Origin of the sequence: Pseudomonas sp. NFACC37-1, assembly GCF_900101575.1 — a bacterium.
Taxonomy (GTDB): Bacteria; Pseudomonadota; Gammaproteobacteria; order Pseudomonadales; family Pseudomonadaceae; genus Aquipseudomonas; species Aquipseudomonas fluorescens_AA.
The window spans coordinates 306653-326449 of record NZ_FMUZ01000004.1; the positions used below are offsets into that span (position 1 = coordinate 306653).

The 19797-nt window shown below is 63.1% G+C and carries 16 protein-coding genes; 2 read left to right on the plus strand and 14 right to left on the minus strand.

Annotation, left to right across the window (positions count from 1 at the left end; translation table 11 throughout):
* Positions 1-2 precede the first annotated feature (2 nt).
* Complete coding sequence (locus BLP82_RS07645; RefSeq protein WP_092166432.1) at positions 3-1418, plus strand: amidase; 1416 nt, start codon at positions 3-5, stop codon at positions 1416-1418.
* A gap of 5 nt (positions 1419-1423) precedes the next feature.
* Here BLP82_RS07645 and BLP82_RS07650 read toward each other — a convergent pair whose 3' ends face one another.
* From BLP82_RS07650 to BLP82_RS07675, 6 genes are all read right to left on the minus strand, one after another.
* Positions 1424-2335 carry a DMT family transporter gene (locus tag BLP82_RS07650; RefSeq protein ID WP_060740910.1) on the minus strand — a complete coding sequence of 304 codons (912 nt, stop codon included), beginning with the start codon at positions 2333-2335 and terminating at the stop codon, positions 1424-1426.
* A 128-nt stretch (positions 2336-2463) separates the two neighbouring features.
* The gene (locus BLP82_RS07655) at positions 2464-3651 is read right to left on the minus strand and encodes a cyanate transporter (RefSeq protein ID WP_092166433.1); all 1188 of its coding nucleotides are present in this window, start codon (positions 3649-3651) and stop codon (positions 2464-2466) included.
* Positions 3652-3932: 281 nt separating this feature from the next.
* On the minus strand, positions 3933-4844 hold the full coding sequence (gene copD / locus BLP82_RS07660) for a copper homeostasis membrane protein CopD (protein WP_092166434.1): 912 nt from the start codon (positions 4842-4844) through the stop codon (positions 3933-3935).
* Positions 4845-4848: 4 nt separating this feature from the next.
* The gene (gene copC, locus BLP82_RS07665; protein WP_092166436.1) at positions 4849-5226 is read right to left on the minus strand and encodes a copper homeostasis periplasmic binding protein CopC; all 378 of its coding nucleotides are present in this window, start codon (positions 5224-5226) and stop codon (positions 4849-4851) included.
* 42 nt (positions 5227-5268) lie between these two features.
* Positions 5269-6171: a copper resistance protein B gene (locus BLP82_RS07670; protein ID WP_092166437.1), complete on the minus strand. Its 903-nt coding sequence runs from the start codon at positions 6169-6171 to the stop codon at positions 5269-5271.
* Positions 6172-6181: 10 nt separating this feature from the next.
* Positions 6182-7990, minus strand: coding sequence for a copper resistance system multicopper oxidase (locus BLP82_RS07675; protein WP_092166444.1), 1809 nt, complete (start codon positions 7988-7990; stop codon positions 6182-6184).
* 307 nt (positions 7991-8297) lie between these two features.
* On the opposite strand from BLP82_RS07675, the gene nadA reads away from it, so the two are divergent.
* Positions 8298-9356 (plus strand): quinolinate synthase NadA, encoded by a 1059-nt coding sequence (gene nadA / locus BLP82_RS07680; protein WP_003205010.1) that lies wholly within the window; start codon positions 8298-8300, stop codon positions 9354-9356.
* A gap of 203 nt (positions 9357-9559) precedes the next feature.
* Here the strand turns inward: nadA and BLP82_RS07685 are convergent, their stop codons facing one another.
* The 8 genes from BLP82_RS07685 to BLP82_RS07720 form a co-directional block, all read right to left on the minus strand.
* Positions 9560-10048, minus strand: coding sequence for an RDD family protein (locus BLP82_RS07685; protein ID WP_060740916.1), 489 nt, complete (start codon positions 10046-10048; stop codon positions 9560-9562).
* Positions 10049-10142: 94 nt separating this feature from the next.
* Positions 10143-10355, minus strand: a complete 213-nt coding sequence (locus tag BLP82_RS07690; protein ID WP_003175786.1) for a cold-shock protein — start codon at positions 10353-10355, stop codon at positions 10143-10145.
* Between the two features lie 394 nt (positions 10356-10749).
* A complete protein-coding gene (gcvT, locus tag BLP82_RS07695) occupies positions 10750-11874 on the minus strand; it encodes a glycine cleavage system aminomethyltransferase GcvT (protein WP_092166445.1) in 1125 nt (374 codons plus the stop codon).
* A gap of 31 nt (positions 11875-11905) precedes the next feature.
* Complete coding sequence (locus BLP82_RS07700) at positions 11906-13282, minus strand: L-serine ammonia-lyase (protein ID WP_092166446.1); 1377 nt, start codon at positions 13280-13282, stop codon at positions 11906-11908.
* Positions 13283-13481: 199 nt separating this feature from the next.
* Entirely contained in the window at positions 13482-16331 is a 2850-nt protein-coding gene (gcvP, locus tag BLP82_RS07705) for an aminomethyl-transferring glycine dehydrogenase (RefSeq protein ID WP_092166447.1), read from the minus strand.
* Between the two features lie 10 nt (positions 16332-16341).
* Entirely contained in the window at positions 16342-16725 is a 384-nt protein-coding gene (gene gcvH / locus BLP82_RS07710) for a glycine cleavage system protein GcvH (RefSeq protein ID WP_060740920.1), read from the minus strand.
* 430 nt (positions 16726-17155) lie between these two features.
* A complete protein-coding gene (locus tag BLP82_RS07715) occupies positions 17156-18664 on the minus strand; it encodes a sigma-54-dependent transcriptional regulator (protein WP_092166448.1) in 1509 nt (502 codons plus the stop codon).
* A gap of 216 nt (positions 18665-18880) precedes the next feature.
* A complete protein-coding gene (locus BLP82_RS07720) occupies positions 18881-19786 on the minus strand; it encodes a LysR family transcriptional regulator (protein ID WP_092166449.1) in 906 nt (301 codons plus the stop codon).
* Between the last annotated feature and the right edge of the window lie 11 nt (positions 19787-19797).

The window sequence follows — 19797 nt, forward strand, 5'->3', positions numbered from 1 at the left end:
GTATGTTCAACCCCGACACGCTGACGTTGCGGGAAATGGCCGGCCTGCTGCGCCGTGGCGTGCTGAGCAGCGTGACGTTGCTGGAGTTTTACCTGCAACGTATCGCCGAGCGTAACCGGCAGATCAATGCATTGATCCAACTGGCGCCGGTCGAGGAACTGCGGCGCCAGGCCCGAGAGGCGGACGAGATGGCGCGCATCGGCCAGATCAGCGGTCCGCTGCATGGCATCCCCATCACTGTCAAAGACGTCCTCCATGTTCGCGGATTCAAGATGTCCCGCGGCGTGGGGGAGCTGATGGGGGATGTCAGCCAGGAAGATGCGACGGCGGTCGCCCGACTTCGGCAGGCCGGCGCGATCATTCTGGGCATCAGTAATGTGCCGGAACTGTGCATGGCTTTCGAGACCGAGAACCTGATCTACGGGCGCACCCTCAACCCCCACGATCTGCTGCGCTCGGCGGGCGGCAGCAGTGGCGGTGAAGCGGCCGCCATCGCCGCCGGGTGTTCGCCCGCGGGGCTGGCGTCCGATGCCTGCGGCAGTGTGCGGATCCCGGCGCACTTCAATGGCATCTGCGGCCTGAAACTGACCCAGGGACGGGTGCCTTTGACCGGCCAGTTCCCCAATGACCGTTCCGGGCTGTTTCACCTGACCTCGGCCTTTGGCGTGATGGGGCGCTATGTCGATGACCTGGCGCTGCTCGGGCCGCTGATCAGCGGTGCCGACGGCCATGACCCAGACACCGTCGATGTGCCGTTCGCTGCCAGCGAGCCCCTGGCCGACCTGCGTATCGCGCTGTTCTCGGCGTCGAGCCGAACCCCCGTCAGCGCGGCGGTGAGCCAGGTGTTGCAGCAGGTCGAGCGGTGCTTGAGCTCTGTGGTGACGCAGGTGAGCGAGGTCGCGCCGCCGATGCTCGATGAAGCCTGCGATGTCCTGTGGCGGGTGTTCATCACGGGCGCCGACGCCGGACGCGGCTGGCGGCGTTTGTTCGAGTCCATGAACAAACGCAGCTTTACCCCGGCGATCGCTCAGTTGCTGGACATGAGCGAGGCCGTGGAATTGAGCGTGGATGAAGTCAAGCGCGACTGGATCATGATCGATACCTTCCGCTATCAGTTGGCGAAGTTCTTCAAGCAGCACGATCTGTTCATCTGTCCGGTCTTCCCGGATGTCGCGTTCCGTCATGGGGCGTCCCTGGAGGACCGCGATCAGTATGCCTTCGTGTTCCCGTTCAGTCTCAGCGGCTCACCCGCGGTGGTGATCCGCGCCGGCGTCGACCCGGCCACCGGGATGCCCATCGGCATTCAGATTGTCGGGCCTCACTGGCAAGAGGAACGGTTGTTGGCGGTGGCCGCTTTCCTTGAGCGGGAACTGGAGCGCTGGAGCCCGGTTTCGCCCCGCCCGGTATCGACGTACTGAGGGGCTCAAGCCGTAACGGTTCTGGCGTTACGGCTGCTGACCACCAGTGCCAGCATGCCGCCTCCCACCAGCGCAGCGCCGATGATCTCGATCATCATCGGTTGCTGCCTGAGCCAGAACCAATTCAGCAGGGTGACGAACAGGGTGTTGAGGTAAACGTAGGAAATCACCGTGGAGGGCGAGATCACCCCGATTGCCCGGTGCAGCAACCAGAACGTGGCGAGGGTGCCGAACAAGGCCAGGTACACCAGCCAGCCGATGTCCAGCGTCGACAACTGCAGGCCGCTGCGCCATCCGCCACTGATCAGGCAGAACACCAGTAGGAACAGCGAACCGAACAGCATGTTCCAGAACGTCATCGCCACCGGATCGCGGCCCTGCAACGCTGTTGCCTTGAAGCGTTGGCTCAGCGGCGAATACAACGCCATCGCCAGGCAACCGGCACCGAACACCAGCACTGGATAGAGCGCCGGCATTTGCCCCGGGGCCGAGCCCTTGAGCGTCAGCAACACGGCGCCGACTGCCGCCACCAACATGGGCAGCAGGCGGGTCTTGAGGCTGGGACTGGGCAGCAGGAATACCTCGAAAAACAAGGTCATCAAGGGCACCAGCGTGTACAGCGTCGCGGTGTTGACCGCCGAGGTGTAGCGCAGCGCTTCGAACAACGAACCAAAGTAAGTCGCCAACAGCAGGCCGAGCACGGCGTGGGCCAGCAGGCCCCGGATGGAAATGGGCGAGGTGTTTTTCAGGAGCAGCAGCGGCAGGAACATCAGTGCGGAAAACAGCAGCCGCAGGCCTGTGAGCAGGATCGGGTCGATCGTCTGGCTGACCTGGGCCGCGGCAAAGAACGACGAGGCGATCAGCATTGCCCAAATGAGCATGCCCCAGTGAGCGGCGGCAAAACCGACGTTTTTCATCAAGGTCTTATTCCTGTGTGCGGATCGGAACGTCATGATGGGCAAAACGGTCTGCCGTCATGGGTGAACTGTCAAAACCGGGGCTGCATCGAATGCAGCCCCGGGCGCGAGTGGCCGGTCTTTGACGACTAGCTGATATGCCGCGCGTATTGCTTGGGATTGAAGCGCAGGACCATCAGGAGCATCAACGCCATGACGACGGTGAGCGACCACCAGGCCCATTCGAAGCTGCCCAACTGATCGCGGATCATCCCGGCAATCAAGGGCGAGAGCCCGGCGATCAGGTAGCCGATGCCTTGCACGAACGCGGTCAGGCCACCGGCCCGTCGCGGGTTGTCCAAGTGGTCGAGGGACACGATCAAGCTCATCGGGAACAGGCCACCGATGCCCAGGCCCAGCAGGCAAGGCCACAACAGGCTGAAGCGTTCCGGGCTGAGGATCAGGCCGCAGAAGCCGCCCATGATCAGCACCAGCAACACGGCGAGGACCACGCGTTTATCCTGGCTGCGGTTGGCAATCGCCGGGGTGACGAGGCCGGACAGCACTTCCATGGCCGTGAGGAACCCCAGCAGCAGGCCCGCGTGTTGTTCACTCCAGCCCTTTTCCACGTAGTACGGGGCCAGCCAGGCCAGTACACAGGTGTAGGAGGCGGTGCCCAGGCCGAAGAAAATCGCCAGCAACCAAGCCCGGGAATTGCTGAAGAATGACTCTTGCTGCTGGGCAGGGGCTGCGGGTAACGGGGTCACGGCTGAGCGCTGGGCGTACCAGCAACCCAGGGCGACCAACGCCAACAGCGCCCAGATCGCCAGGCCGATGCGCCAGCTGCCGGTCTGTGCCAGGACAAACGGCGAAAACGACGCGGCAAGCGCCGCGCCGCCCATGATCGACGTGACATACAGGCCCATGAACAGCGAGACGTTGTCGGCGTAGCGCGACTTGATCAGTGCTGGCATCACCGCCTGGATCAGGGCGATGCCGAGTCCGGCCAGCACCGCGCTGACGATCAGCTCCGCGGCGCTGTCCAGGTACAAGCGCGATGCGGTGGCGATACCGATGATCAACAGCGACAGGACAATGGTGCGGTGCTCACCGATGCGCAGGGCGATGCGCATGCCCAGGAACATCGCCAGGCCCATGGCCATGACCGGCAACATGGTCAGCAGCGAGGCCGTGCTGAAGCTCAGGGGGACCTCGCCGCGAATGGCTGACAGCAACGGCCCGACCGCGGCCATCGAGGGCCGCAGGTTAAGCGCCACCAGCACGATGCTGACCATCAGCCAGACGGCGTGGGTGCTTGAGGTTCGAACGTTTTCCATAACAGAGCCTTGGTTAAAACAAAGCATCATTTAGGCTGGGATGGCCTGTTATGGGCAAACTGAAAACTGGCGGGGGGTATTGAAAAATTAAATGCTGCAGGTAATGGTAATCAGTGAAGGGATCAGAGTTTTTGTGGCGAGGGGATTTATCCCCGCTGGGCTGCGAAGCAGACCTGAAAAGTATGGACGCACTTGCCTGACACACCGAGCGCTCAGGCTTGGGGGTTGCTTTGCAACCCAGCGGGGATAAATCCCCTCGCCACAATGTAGTTCACTACCCCTTATTCCATCACCGGGCTCAGCGTGCCCAGCCAGGCCACCAACCCCAGGATGACCACCGCCACGGCGAACTCCAGGACCATGCTGCGCCGCAGGGCCTTCACCGCAACCCCATGCTCGCCGCTCTGTCGGGCCTGTTCCAGCAGCGGGCTCAGGTGAAAACGATTCAGCGCGGCGAACACCAGCATGGCCGCGAACAAGATGAGTTTGAGCGCCAGCAACTGACCATAGGTGCTGTCCAGCAGCCCTTCGACACTCGGGCCGACGATAAACAGATAGTTCACCACCCCTGTCACGCTGATGACCAGCACGATCACCGCCCCGGCGGTTTCGAATCCGGTCAATGTCCGGGCCAGCACCGCCAACGCGGGTTCGGCCTGGTGAAGCAGCAGGGCAAACGCGGCCAAGGCTCCGACCCAGCCACCTGCCGCCCACAGGTGCAGGAAGTCGGTGATGAAGTGCCAGTTGCGACGGCTGCCTTCGTCCATGGCGCCGTGACCTGCCCAAGCCAGTGTCGCCAGCGCTACGGCCCCGGCCAGCGTGGCCAGGCCGAGGCTGGCGCTCGGCCAACGGTGATTGAGCGTCACGGCGAAACCAGCCAGCAGCAGCGCCGCCATGCGCACCGTCCAACTCAAGCCGACATCGGTTTGCACAACCATCATCTCAAGGTGCGGCCACAGTTCGGCCCACGCCGAAACACCGCTCATGGCCCAGGCCATGCACGCCATGGCCGCCAGGGAAAGCAAGCCTCCCAGCACCGCCGTGGCCAGCAGCAGCGGCGCGAAAGGCAACTGCTCGCCCGAGACCCGCTCCTGGCCTCGCAGGCTATAGAGGCCAAACGCAGCCAGGCCGAACAGCAACATCAAATCCAGGTACAACGCAAAGCGCAGCGCGATGTTGATCGAGTCGCTCATCAACTCACTTCACCTTGAACGTGACGTTGCCGGTGATCGGATGAGTGTCGGACGACACCGCGCGCCACTGGACCTGGTAAGTGCCGGTGGTAAGCGGGGCATTCGGCGTGATGACCATGGTTTTCGGATCATCGCTGCCGGACACCTTGGCCGGCATGGGCATCGGCGAATGCGCCGCCATGCCCGGCATCGCGGTCATCATCAGTTTGGCGCCGGAAAACTGGGTCATCAGGTTCTCGGAAAAGTGCAGCTCGATCTTCGCCGGCGCCGCCCCTTCGGCGCCTTCGGCCGGGGAGGAGGACAGCAGTTTCGGATGGGCCTGGGCCAGGCCACTGAGCAACAGGCCGGCGGACAAGGCGACGGCGGTTTTGATAAATGACATGCAAGGACTCCTACAGCTTGGTTTTAGTTTTAGTGAAACAGGTCAGAACCACAGGCGCAGGCCCAGCACCAGGCGCGCCTCGCTGCGGTCTTCGCCTTCTTCCCGGGCGTAGTCGGCGGTGTTGCCGTAGACCCGATTCCAGGTGACGCCAATGTAGGGTGCGAATTCGCGGCGAATTTCGTAGCGCAGCCGCAGGCCGAGTTCGGTGTCCGACAGCCCCGAGCCGACGCCACGGGTGGGATCGTTCTTGCCATAGAAGTTGGCTTCGGCGGTGGGCTGCAGGATCAGGCGGTTGGTCAGCAAGATGTCATAGTCGCCCTCCAGGCGCGCCGCGCTCTGGCCACCTTCGCCGATGAATGCGGTGGCCTCGGCTTCGAAGTTGTAGAGCGCCATGCCTTGCACGCCGAAGGCGGCCCAGGTTTGCGGATCGCCTGGCTTGAAGTCCTGGCGCACGCCGGCCACCAGGTCCCACCAGGGGCTGACGGCGTGGCCCCACAGGGCCTGCAATTCGGCTTCTTCGGTCTTGCCGTTGAGGCGTTCACCTTCGGAGCGCAGCCACAAACGGTCGATGTCGCCGCCGATCCAGCCCGATGCATCCCAGCTCAGGGCGCTGCCGTCATCGGCGTCCTGCCATTCCAGTTGGTCAATGAGGAAAAACGAGTTGATGGCGCTGTCATGCACCGCATGTCCGCCATGATCCTCGTAGACGGCGGCGCGGTCGGCGGCAGTCAGTGCCGGGATCGGTGTGCGGCTGCTGGTCGGCGCTGATTGCATGGGTTCCATGCCCTGCATTGAGTCCATGCCTTGCATCTGGCCGTGGTCCATTCCCGGCATCTGGCTGTGATCCATGCCGGGCATGTCGTTGCTGGTTGCCCAGGTCGAGGTGATGGTCCCGAGGGCCAGGCTGGCAATGAGTGCCGTGGAGTATTGAAAAACAGTGGTCATGGTCGGCTCCTCATTCCTGCACCCGAACTTCACGGAACATGCCCATCTCCATGTGAAACAGCAGATGGCAGTGATACGCCCAGCGCCCGAGGGCATCGGCGGTGACCCGGTAGCTGCGCCTGGCACCCGGTGGCACGTCGATGGTGTGCTTGCGGACCATGAACTGGCCGTTCTCATCCTCCAGGTCGCTCCACATGCCGTGCAGGTGGATGGGATGGGTCATCATGGTGTCGTTGATCAGCACGATGCGCAGTCGCTCGCCGTACTTGAGCAGCAGCGGCGCGGCGTCGGCGAACTTCACGCCGTTGAACGACCAGACGAATTTCTCCATGTGCCCGGTCAGGTGCAGCTCGATCGTGCGGCCCGGCTCGCGGCCGTCGGGGTCGGGAAAGGTGCTGCGCAGGTCGGAGTAGGTCAGCACTTTGCGGCCGTTGTCCCGCAGCCCCATGCCTGGGTCATCGAGCTTGGGCTTGACGCTCATGGCCTGCATGTCCACCAGGGGATTGTCTTTCTCGGTGTCGGGGTGCGCGAGCATGTTGTCCATGCCCTGCATGGCACCGTGATCCATGCCGGCCATGTCGCCCATGCCCTGCATCTGGCTGTGATCCATGCCTTGCATCGAGCTGTCGTCCATTCCCGCCATGCCCTGCATCGAGCCGTGGTCCATGCCGTTCATTTGCCCCATGCCGCCGTGGTCCATGCCACCCATGCCCATGTCGTCCATGGTCACCAAGGGCCGAGGGTCCAAGGGCGGCACCGGTGCCGACAATCCGGCCCTGGTCGCGAGGGTGCCGCGGGCATACCCGGTGCGGTCCATGGACTGGGCGAACAGGGTGTAGGCCTCTTGGGTGGGTTCGACGATGACGTCATAGGTTTCGGCCACGGCGATCCGGAACTCATCGACACTTACCGGTTTGACGTATTGGCCGTCGGACGCCACCACGGTCATCTTCAAGCCGGGAATGCGCACGTCGAAATAGCTCATGGACGAGCCGTTGATAAAGCGCAGGCGAAGGCGCTCGCCAGGCTTGAACAGGCCGGTCCAGTTCATGTCCGGCGCCTGGCCGTTCATGAGGTAGGTATAGGTGGCACCACTGACGTCGGCCAGGTCTGTGGGGTTCATCTTCATCTCGGCCCACATCTTGCGGTCGGCCACGGTGTTGGCCCAGCCGTTCTTGCCCACGTCGTCGATGAAGTCGCCGACGGTGCGTTTGTTGTAGTTGTAGTAGTCCGATTGCTTCTTGAGCTTGCGCAGGATGTTGGCGGGGTCTTCATCGGTCCAGTCGGTGAGCATCACCACATAGTCCCGTTCGTACTGGAAGGGCTCGGGCTCCCTGGCGTCAATCACCAGCGGACCATAGACCCCGGACTGTTCCTGGAAACCGGAGTGGCTGTGGTACCAGTAAGTGCCGTTCTGTCGGACCTTGAATTGATACACGTACAGGCCGCCGGGCTCGATGCCTTTGAAACTCAACCCCGGAACGCCGTCCATGTTGGCCGGCAGCAGGATGCCGTGCCAGTGGATGGAGGTGGTGTCCTGCAAGCGATTGCGCACCCGCAGGGTCACGGTGTCGCCTTCACGCCAGCGCAGCAGCGGGCCGGGGATGCCGCCGTTGATGGTCTGGGCGGTGCGGGGGTTGCCGGTGAAATTGACCGGGCTTTCGCCAATGAACAGGTCGAATTCGGTGCCGCTCAGCACGTTGGGCTGGCCCGGGCCGGTGACTGCCCAGACGGGCGCGCGCCACAAACCCAGGCCGCCGAGGATGCCGCCGGCAGTCAGGCCCTTTACGAAGGTTCGCCGGGAAGTTTTTGTTTGCATGCGATGAGAGTCCGTCAGTCGATTCGCTGCGTGCATGGGAGGTGGTCTCCCTGTGCAGGTTTGAGCGAAAGATGACACAGGCGGACGAGGCGAGTGATTACATTTCAGTCAGTTTGGCGGGGCGCGAAGTCGCCTGGCGGGGCACAGGTCAGAATGATCTTTTGCATCGGCGGGATATTCTGTAGCCTTGCCGGCTTCACGCTGTCCCGTGCCTGATTGATACCCACTTTCCCGGCGGTACCCGAGTGGTCCGGAGCCGGGTGTATACTCGACTTTCGCGCTAAACGCGCTTGCAGGTCTTGCGAACATGACGCAAATTTCCGAACGCCTTCTGGTCCAGGCCCACCTCGACGCCAAGCAGCCCAAGCCGCTGACCGCCGAGCAAGAAGCCTGGTACCGCGCCGCCATCGCCGCCGAGCTCAAGGCTCAGGACGCGGTACTGGTCGCGCACTTCTACTGTGACCCGATCATCCAGGCCCTGGCCGAAGAGACCGGTGGTTGCGTGTCCGACTCCTTGGAAATGGCCCGCTTCGGCAATGCCCACCCGGCCAAGACCGTGGTGGTGGCCGGGGTCAAGTTCATGGGCGAGACGGCCAAGATTCTCAACCCCGAGAAACGCGTGCTGATGCCCACCCTGGAGGCCACCTGCTCCCTGGACCTGGGTTGCCCGGTGGACGAGTTCTCGGCGTTCTGCGACCAGCATCCGGAGCGCACCGTGGTGGTGTATGCCAACACCTCGGCGGCGGTCAAGGCCCGGGCCGACTGGGTGGTGACGTCCAGTTGCGCCCTGGAAATCGTCGAGAGCCTGATGGACAACGGCGAGACGATCATCTGGGGGCCGGACAAGCACCTGGGCACTTACATCCAGCGCAAGACCGGCGCCGACATGCTGCTCTGGGACGGTGCCTGCATCGTCCACGAAGAGTTCAAGTCCAAGCAGTTGGAGGACATGAAGGCGCTGTACCCGGACGCCGCGATCCTGGTGCACCCGGAGTCGCCGACGTCGGTGATCGAGCTGGCGGATGCCGTGGGCTCCACCAGCCAGTTGATCGCCGCGGCCCAGACCCTGCCGAACAAGACGCTGATCGTCGCCACCGACCGGGGCATTTTCTACAAGATGCAGCAGCTGTGCCCGGACAAGGTCTTCATCGAAGCCCCTACCGCCGGTAACGGCGCGGCGTGCCGCAGTTGCGCACACTGCCCATGGATGGCCATGAACACCCTGGAGCGCACGCTCAAGAGCTTGCAGGAAGGTGCCAACGAGATCTTCGTCGACCCGGCGCTGATCCCCCAGGCCATTCGCCCGCTCAAGCGCATGCTGGACTTCACCCAGGCGGCGCGGATGAAGCTGGCGGGGAATGCTTGAGACAGAAGATATTGAGACTTGCGAGGCTTTTTTGTGGCGAGGGGATTTATCTGTGGTGAGGGGATTTATCCCCGTTGGGCTGCGAAGCAGCCCCCTCTGTTTTTCCTGACATTGCACGGTGTCAGGTTTTAGGGCCGCTTCGCGCCCCAGCGGGGATAAATCCCCTCGCCACAATGTATTTCAATCCGCTGATGTGGTGTTTTTTACTTGGTCTTCTTGGGAATCCGCACCAGCTGCGTTTCCGAGTAGATGTCATGCCAGCTGCGCTGGCGCTTGTCGAACAGCGCCCAGATGAAACCCAACCCCACCAGCAGCAGTGACGCGATCGACACCACGAACCGCAACAGCGCCTGCCACAGGCTGATGGCCGTGCCATCGGCGTTCTGTACGCGGATGCACCACACCTGCATGCCCAGGGTCTGGCCGTTGTGGGTCCAGAACTTGGCGAAGAAGCCGAACAGCACGAACAGCAACACGGTGGACAGCAGTGGGTCGCCGTCCAGCGCACCGGCTTCGGTCAGGGCGCGCATTTTTTCTTCGCCAATGATCGCCATCTGGATCATCTTGTAGGCACCGCTGGTGACAATCAGTAGCGCTGTGCACAGCAAAAAGTCATAAAACATCGCCGCCAGGCGACGACCCAGGCCGGCGGGGGGGAAGTCGCCCTGGGGCGTGAGCAGGTGTTTCGGCATGACGGCCTCGGCTGAAAAAAGAAGCCATTTTACGGATTTACGCCCATAAAAAAGCCCCTGATATCAATCAGGGGCTTTTTAGTGTGCGAAAGCCTCAGGCCTCGGCTTGAACCTCGTCAGCCTGCATGCCTTTCTGGCCTTGCACGGCAACGAAAGTGACTTTCTGGCCTTCTTTCAGGCTCTTGAAGCCGTTGCCCTGGATGGCGCGGAAATGCACGAACAGGTCCGGACCGCTTTCAGGCGTGATAAAACCAAAACCCTTTTCGTCGTTGAACCACTTGACGGTACCGCTCTGACGTTGAGACATTTTCTTATTTCCTTTGACGCTAAAATTGATGACAGCCTCTTTCGCATGAAAGAGTACTGGGCTGGGTTGCAGGAAAGTAAGAGACGTCGAACGGGATGTAGCGAACTTCATAAGCTACTGCCCAGGTCACGATTCCAAGCGACCCATGCAAACACAGTGACCAAACTCTACGCCAACTTCGAATAAAAAAACAACCCCCCCGGGAGGCCCGTATTTGCTCAGCTTGTCCGCATTTACGCCGCTTGCGGAGCAGGGCTTATTCGATAGGCTAGTTCAATTGTTTACGACCGTTATAAGGTCGGTTGAATGTCTAAAGATATGCACCTTTTTATGGCGGTTGCGTGACACATTAGTGCACGTATAACGCAACCGCGTTACTTATAGAAACAACCAATCAGCCGCGGTAGTAGCGCTGTGGGACGAATGGCATTTTGCTTACAAGCAAAGGCACCTTTTTCCCACGCACGATGGCCCAGACCGGCGTATCCAGTGCCACATAGGCGCTGTCCAGGTAACCCATCGCCAACGGAGCGCCCAAGGTCGGGCCGAAACCGCCGCTGCACACAGAGCCGATGGGCTCGCCGGCTTCGTTGACGATCTCCGCGCCTTCACGCACGGGTGTGCGTTCCTGGGGCAGCAGGCCGACGCGTTTGCGCTTCACGCCGCCCTGTTGTTGGGCGAACACGCTCTCCGCGCCGGGGAAACCACCGGCGCGGGCGCCATCGGCACGGCGCACTTTGGAAATGGCCCACAGCAGGCTGGCTTCGATCGGCGTCGTTTCGGTGTTCATGTCGTGGCCATACAGGCACAGGCCGGCTTCCAGGCGCAGGGAGTCACGGGCACCGAGGCCGATGGCCGCGACTTCCGGCTCGGCCAGCAAGGCGCGGGCGAGTTTTTCCGTGTCGGCGGCGGGGACGGAGATTTCGAAACCGTCTTCACCGGTGTAGCCCGAACGGCTGACAAAGCAATCCACGCCCAACAGCGTGACGCGCTGGAACTGCATGAAGGTCATTTTCGCCACGTCCGGCGCCAGGCGGGCGAGCACGGTGACGGCGGCCGGGCCTTGCAGGGCGAGCAGGGCGCGGGCCTCGAACAGCGGCTCGATAGTGCACTGATCGCCAATGTGCGCACGCAGGTGGGCCAGGTCCTGTTCCTTGCAGGCGGCGTTGACCACCAGGAACAGTTCGTCATTGCCCAGGTTGGCGACCATCAGGTCGTCAAGGATGCCGCCGTTCGCGTTGGTGAACATGGCGTAGCGCTGCATGCCCACCGGCAGGTCGATGATGTCCACCGGCACCAGGGTTTCCAGGGCCTTGGCGGCGCCTGCGCCGCTCAGGCGGATCTGGCCCATGTGGGACACGTCGAACAGCCCGGCCTGATCGCGGGTGTGCTGGTGTTCCTTCATCACGCCCAGTGGGTACTGCACCGGCATGTCGTAGCCGGCGAACGGCACCATGCGGGCGCCGAGTTCGAGGTGCAGGGCGTGCAGCGGGGTTTTCAACAGTTGTTCGGTGGACATATCAGCTCCTGGAAAATGAGAATGGCGCGCGTCAGCATTCGATGATGTTGACCGCCAGACCGCCGCGGGCGGTCTCCTTGTATTTGCTTTTCATGTCGGCGCCGGTCTGGCGCATGGTGCGGATGACTTTGTCGAGGGAGACGAAGTGATGCCCATCGCCGCGCATGGCCATGCGCACCGCGTTGATGGCTTTCACCGAGCCCATGGCGTTGCGTTCGATGCACGGCACCTGCACCAGCCCGCCGATCGGGTCGCAGGTCAGGCCGAGGTTGTGTTCCATGCCGATCTCGGCGGCGTTTTCCACTTGCTGCACGCTGCCGCCGAGCACTTCGCACAAGGCGCCGGCGGCCATGGAACAGGCCACGCCGACTTCACCCTGGCAACCGACTTCGGCGCCGGAGATGGAGGCGTTTTCCTTGTACAGGATGCCGATGGCGGCGGCCGTCAGCAGGAACCGCACCACGCCATCCTCGCTGGCCCCAGGGATGAAGCGCATGTAGTAATGCAGCACGGCCGGGACGATGCCCGCCGCCCCGTTGGTCGGGGCGGTGACGACGCGCCCGCCGTAGGCGTTTTCTTCGTTGACCGCCAAGGCGTACAGGTTGACCCAGTCGAGCACCGACAGCGGGTCGCGCAGGGCGGCCTCCGGGTTCTTGCACAGCTGGCGGTGCAACGCCGCGGCCCGGCGCTTGACCTTCAGCCCGCCCGGCAGAATCCCTTCGTTGCGGCAGCCGGCCGCCACGCAATCCTGCATCACCTGCCATATCTTCAGCAGGCCGGCGCGGGTCTCGGCTTCGGGGCGCCAGGCGCTTTCGTTGGTCAGCATCACCTGGCTGATGGACAGGCCATAGGTGGTGCAATGGCCCAGCAGGTCCTTGGCGCTCTTGAACGGGAAGGTCAGGGGCGTGGCGTCTTCGACGATGCGGTCGGCGCCGGCGGCGTCTTCATCCACGACAAAGCCGCCACCGACCGAGTAGTACTCGCGGCTGCGCACTTGCAGCCCGGCGGCATCGAAGGCGCGGAAGATCATGCCGTTGGGGTGAAAGGCCAGCGGCTTGCGAATCATGGCCAGGTGCAGTTTTTCGTTGAATTCGATGGCGTGTTGGCCGAGCAGGTTCAGGCGACCGTTGCTGCGGATCTCCTGGAGCCGGGCGTTCACCGTTTCGGTGTCCACGGTGTCGGGATGCTCGCCCTCCAGGCCCAGCAGCACGGCCTTGTCACTGCCGTGGCCCTTGCCGGTGGCACCGAGGGAGCCGTAGAGCTCGACCTTGACGCTGGTAATGCTTTCAAGCAGGTCGTCACGGCGCAGCCCCTCGGCGAAACGGGCAGCGGCACGCATCGGGCCGACGGTATGGGAGCTGGAAGGACCGATACCGATCTTGAACAGGTCGAACACGCTTAACGACATGGTGTTTCTCCGGTTTCTTTTTATGAGGATCGACGGTTGAAGATATTGGTGTAGATCTCCTGTGGGAGCGGGCTTGCTCGCGAAGGCGTAGTGTCAGTCAACATTTGATTGGCTGACACTACGCCTTCGCGAGCAAGCCCGCTCCCACAAGGGGAAATGCGGTGATTGTGAGGGGAGAAGGTCCTTCTCCCCTCACAGGTCAAGCGTAGCTTTCGATCGACGGGCAGGCGCAGACCAGGTTGCGGTCGCCGAACACGTTGTCGACCCGGCCCACCGGCGGCCAGTACTTGCCATCGATCAACGACGCCACCGGGTACACCGCCTGTTCGCGGCTGTAGGAGTGAGTCCACTCGCCGACGAGCTCCGCCGCGGTGTGCGGGGCGTTCTTCAGCGGGTTGTCGTCTTTGTCCAGGCTGCCGTTTTCCACCGCGCGGATTTCTTCGCGGATGCAGATCATGGCGTCGCAGAAACGGTCCAGTTCTTCCTTGGATTCGCTTTCGGTCGGTTCGATCATCAACGTGCCGGCCACCGGGAACGACATGGTCGGCGCGTGGAAACCGAAGTCGATCAGGCGCTTGGCCACGTCATCGACACTGATGCCACTGCTGTCCTTGAGCGGACGCAAATCGAGAATGCACTCGTGGGCCACCAGGCCGTTGCTGCCGGAGTAGAGCACTGGGTAGTGCTCTTCCAGGCGACGGGCGATGTAGTTGGCGTTGAGGATCGCCAGTTGCGAGGCGCGCTTGAGGCCTGCGCCGCCCATCATGCGGATGTACATCCAGGTGATCGGCAGGATGCTCGCGCTGCCGAACGGCGCCGCGCACACCGCGCCTTCCTTGCGTGCCATGTTGGCGTGGCCCGGCAGGAACGGTGCCAGGTGCGACTTGACGCCAATCGGGCCGACGCCCGGGCCGCCACCGCCATGAGGAATGCAGAAGGTCTTGTGCAGGTTCAGGTGCGACACGTCGCCGCCGAACTTGCCCGGGGCGCAGAGGCCGACCATGGCGTTCATGTTGGCGCCGTCGATGTACACCTGGCCGCCGTTGTCATGAATGATGCCGCAGATTTCGCGGATGCCTTCTTCGAATACGCCGTGGGTGGACGGGTAGGTGATCATCAGCGCGGCGAGGTGTTCGCGGTGCTCGATGGCCTTGGCCCGCAGGTCTTCGATGTCGACGTTGCCACGGGCATCGCAGGCGGTCACGACCACGCGCATGCCGGCCATGTTGGCGGTGGCCGGGTTGGTGCCGTGGGCCGAGGACGGGATCAGGCAGATGTCGCGACGGTCTTCGCCACGGCTCTGGTGATAGGCGCGGATCGCCAGCAGGCCGGCGTACTCGCCTTGGGAACCGGCGTTGGGTTGCAGCGACACCGCGTCATAGCCGGTGGCGGCGCAAAGCATGGCTTCCAGCTCGTCGGTCAGTTGCTGGTAGCCAGCGCTTTGCTCGGCCGGGGCGAACGGGTGCAGGGCGCCGAACTCGGCCCAGGTCACCGGGATCATTTCGCTGGCGGCGTTGAGTTTCATGGTGCAGGAACCCAGCGGGATCATGGTGCGATCCAGGGCCAGGTCCTTGTCGGCGAGCTTGCGCAGGTAGCGCATCAGCTCGGTTTCGGAGTGGTAGCGGTTGAACACCGGGTGGCTGAGGATCGCCGATTGGCGCACCAGCTCGGCCGGGATGCGGCTTTGCACGGTGGCGGCCAGTGCCGCGAAGTCCGGAAGGGCCTTGCCGTCGGCCAACAGGCTCCACAGTGCTTCGACGTCAGCTTGGCTGGTGGTCTCGTCCAGGGACAGGCCCAGGCGTTGCGTGTCCACCACACGCAGGTTGATGCGTTGGGCGCGGGCCTTGTCGTGCAGGGCGGCGGTTTGCGCGCCGGTGTGCAGGGTCAGGGTGTCGAAGAAGCTCTCTTGCTCGACGCTCAGGCCCAGCGCGCCCAGGCCCTTGGCGAGGATCGCGGTCAGGTGATGGATGCGATTGGCAATTTGCACCAGGCCCTTGGGGCCGTGGTACACGGCGTACATGCTGGCGATGTTGGCCAGCAGCACCTGGGCCGTGCAGATGTTGCTCGTGGCTTTCTCGCGGCGGATGTGTTGCTCGCGGGTCTGCATTGCCAGGCGCAGGGCCGGCTTGCCGAAACGGTCCACGGAAACACCGACCAGGCGGCCCGGCATGTCGCGCTTGAAGGCATCCTTGGTGGAGAAGTACGCCGCGTGTGGGCCGCCGAAGCCCAGCGGTACGCCGAAGCGCTGGGCGCTGCCGATGGCGACGTCGGCACCGAATTCACCCGGTGGGGTCAACAGCGTCAGGGCCAGCAGGTCCGCGGCAACGGCCACCAGGGCGTTGGCGGCGTGGAAGCGTTCGGTCAGTTCGCGGTAGTCGAACAGGTCGCCGTTGCTGGCGGGGTATTGCAGCAGCGCGCCAAAGAAACCGCTGACGTCGCTCAGTTCGCGCTCATCGCCCACCACCACGTCGATGCCCAGGGGCTCGGCACGGGTGCGCAGCACGTCGAGGGTTTGCGGGTGGCTGTGCACGGAGGCGAAGAAGGCCTTGCTGCCCTTGTTCTTGCTCAGGCGCTTGCAGAAGGTCATGGCTTCGGCGGCGGCGGTGGCTTCGTCGAGCAACGAGGCGTTAGCGATCGGCAGGCCCGTGAGGTCGCTGATCAGGGTCTGGAAGTTCAGCAGCGCTTCGAGACGGCCCTGGGAGATCTCTGGCTGATACGGGGTGTAGGCGGTGTACCAGGCCGGGTTTTCCAGCAGGTTGCGCAGGATCGGTGCCGGCGTGTGGCAGTTGTAGTAGCCCTGGCCGATGTAGGTCTTGAACAGTTGGTTCTTGGCGGCGATGGCCTTGATCGAGGCCAGTGCGTCGGCTTCGCTCTGGCCGTCGCCCATGTCCAGCACGCTGGTGCCCTTGATGCTTTCCGGGATGACGCTGGCGCTCAACGCTTCCAGGGAGTCGTAACCCAGGCGTTCGAGCATGGCTTGCTCGTCGCTGGAACGCGGGCCGATGTGGCGGGCGATGAATTCGTTGGCGGTGCCGAGATTAACGGTCATGGTGCGCTCCTCAGGCTTCGGCGTTGGCTTTGATCAGGCGATCGTAGGCGTCTTGATCCAACAGCTTAGCCACTGCATCGGCGTCAGTCGGTTTAAAGCGGAAGAACCAGCCTTCGCCCAGCGGATCTTCGTTGACCAGTTCCGGGCTGGCGTCGAGTTTGTCGTTCACTTCGAGCACTTCACCGTCCAGGGGCATATACACACCGCTGGCGGCCTTGACCGATTCCACGGTAGAGGCCTCGGCGCCTTTGTCATAGGCCTGCAATTCAGGCAGTTGCACAAAAACCACGTCGCCTAATGCGTTCTGCGCGAAAGCGGTAATGCCTACGGTGACGCTGCCGTCGGCTTCGGTGCGCAGCCATTCGTGATCTTCAGTGAAACGCAACTCGCTCATGGAAACTCCTGGGGCCAGATTCGTCTGGTGGACGCGAAGAAAGGCGCGAGGCTTGGCTCGGCCGAATGGTTATATCCATAGCAAGAATGCGGCCAATGTTATTAATATCTTATGTATCAATGGCTTGAATGGTTTTGGCGAGTCTTGGATTGACTTGTCTGTAGCGAAATCGCTACAGCTGTGGGCCTGGAAAAAATCGTTGTGGGATCAAAGCCTTGCACGGTGCAGGTTAGCGCAAGGTGTAGCGATATCGTTCCGCTGTAGCGCTTTCAGTACAGGTGGAGGTCGTTTTTGACGCGATTTTGACCACGACGCAGACCCCCCCCTGTGGGAGCGGGCTTGCTCGCGAAGACGGTTTGCCAGCTAATTAGATGTTGACTGACACACTGCTTTCGCGAGCAAGCCCGCTCCCACAGGGGACCGAGCAAGGCTATGGTTTGTTGGAAATCCCATACTTGCGCAACCGATGGGCAATCGCGGTGTGGGAGGTTTGCAGGCGGCTGGCGAGCTGGCGGGTGGAGGGGTAGTTGGCGTAGAGGCTTTCGAGCAGGTGCTTCTCGAAGGTTTCCACGGCCTGTTCCAGGCTTTCGACTTCCACATCGCCCTGGCGCGCCACGGAGGTGCCGGCGATGTCCAGGTCGCCGATGTCCACCAGGCTGCTTTCGCAGATGGCGGCGGCGCGGAAGATCACGTTCTGCAATTGCCGCACGTTGCCCGGCCAGCGGTTGCCCAGCAGCGCCGGATAAGTACCGGGAGCCAGGCGGCAGACCGGGCGCTGGATCTGCGCGCAGGCCTGCTGCATGAAGTAGCGCGCCAGCAGCAGAATGTCCTGGCCACGCTCACGCAGGGGCGGGACCTCGACGTTGAGCACGTTCAGGCGATAGAACAGGTCTTCGCGGAACGAGCCTTCGCTGACCATTTTCTCCAGGTTGCGGTGGGTGGCGCTGAGGATCCGCACGTTGACCTTGACTTCCCGGTCGCCGCCGACCCGGCGGAAGCTGCCATCGTTCAAGAAACGCAGGAGCTTGGCTTGCAGGTACGGCGACATCTCGCCGATTTCATCGAGGAATACCGTGCCCTGGTTCGCCAACTCCATCAGCCCTGGCTTGCCGCCCCGTTGCGCCCCGGTGAAGGCGCCGGGGGCGTAGCCGAACAGCTCGCTTTCCGCCAGGTTCTCCGGCAGCGCGGCGCAGTTCAGGGCCAGGAACGGCGCACTGTGACGGGCGCTGATGGCGTGACAGGCCCGGGCCACCAGTTCCTTGCCGGTGCCGGTTTCGCCCTGGATCAGCAGCGGTGCATCCAGGGCCGCGACCCGCTGGGCCCGGGCCTTGAGGGTGCGGATCGCCGGGGATTCGCCCAACAGTGCGTCGAAACCTTCGGCGTGGTCGTGGTGCAGTGCTGACAGACGCTCGCCGATGCGATTGGGCTGATAGAGCGTCAGCAGCGCGCCGGCGTCGGTGATGGGGGTGGCGTCCAGCAGCAAGGTCTGGCCGTTGAGGGTGACCTCCCGTAAGGGCAGGCGGAAACCATTTTCCAGCAGGGCGCCGAGCAATGCCTCGTCACTGAACAGCTCGGCCACGCTTTCCCCGGCCGGTTCACGACCATACAGGGCGATCAGCGCCGGATTGGCCAGCAACACCTTGCCAACGCTGTCCAGGGCCAGCACGGGGTCGGTCATGGCGGCGAGCAAGGCATCGAGCTGCAAGTGCCGACGCTGGCCCGGCAAGATGTCCACCACAGTGACCGCCTGCACGCCGCGCACGCTGAACAACGCCTCGCGCAGCTCGTCGAGCACTTGCGGGCTGAGGGTCGGCGCGTCGATGTAGACGTTGGGGGGCACCATCTCCACCGCATCCAGATTGAGATTGCGCCCACCGAGCAAGGCCAGGACTTCCTGGGTGATGCCGACGCGGTCGATGAAACTGACGTGGATACGCATGGGGCGGTTTTGGGTTCTGGGTTGCGGAGGGTGGCCAGTATGCCTTGGGGCGGGCTGTTGGTGAAATCCTGGTGCAAGGCTTGAGAAATACATCGAACTCCTGTGGGAGCGGGCTTGCTCGCGAAAGCGGTGTATCAATCGACATCTGCTTTGCTGACACTACGTCTTCGCGAGCAAGCCCGCTCCCACAGGGGGGCTCGGTGAGGCCAATACTGGCTACAACCCCACATCCCACTCCGGCGTCTCGGGAAACTTCAGCACCAGAAAATCCAGCAGGCTGCGCAGCGCCGAGGGCATGTGCTTGCGTGAGGCATACACCGCGTACATGTTCATCCGGCGCGGTTCGGCATGGGGCAGTAGGCGGATCAATTCGCCGCGCTTGATGTGGGCGCCGGCCTGGTAGCTGGGCAGCATCGCCACGCCTGCGCCGGCTATCGTGGCTTGAAGCAATGTGCTGGCTTCGTTGGCGCTGATGTTGCCTTGCACTGGCACCGAGACCTGCTCGCCGTCCTGCTCGAAATGCCACAGGCTCTTGCCGACGTAGGAGTGGGTCAGGCAGTTGTGCCGGCTCAGGTCTTCCACGCGCAGCGGTGTCGAATGCTCGTGCAGATACCGCGGCGAGGCGCAGATCACCGAGCGGCAGACCGTCAGGCGGCGGGCGATCAGGTTCGGGTCCAGGTCGTTGCTCATGCGGATCGCCAGGTCGATGCGCTCGTCCACCAGGTTCACGGTGCGGTCGAGCATCTGCAGGTCGATGCTCACCCCTGGGTAGCGCTTGACGTACTCGGCCATGGCGCTCGCCAGTTGGGCCTGGCCGAACGAGGTGCTGGCGCTGATGCGCAACAGGCCCCGTGGCGCGCCGTCCGGGGTGCCGACGGCGGCTTGCATGTCGCCGGACAGCTCCAGCATCTGCCGGCAGCGCGGTAGGATCTCGGAGCCTGCGGCCGTCAGGCTCAGCTTGCGGGTGGTGCGGTGCATCAGCCGGGCGCCGACCCAATCTTCCAGCTCCGCCAGGTAGCGCGATACCACCGGCCGCGACAGGTCCAGATGCTCGGCCGCCGCCGATTGGCTGCCCAGGTCGACCACCGTGACGAACACCCGCATTGCTTGTAGACGATCCATGATTTGCCCGA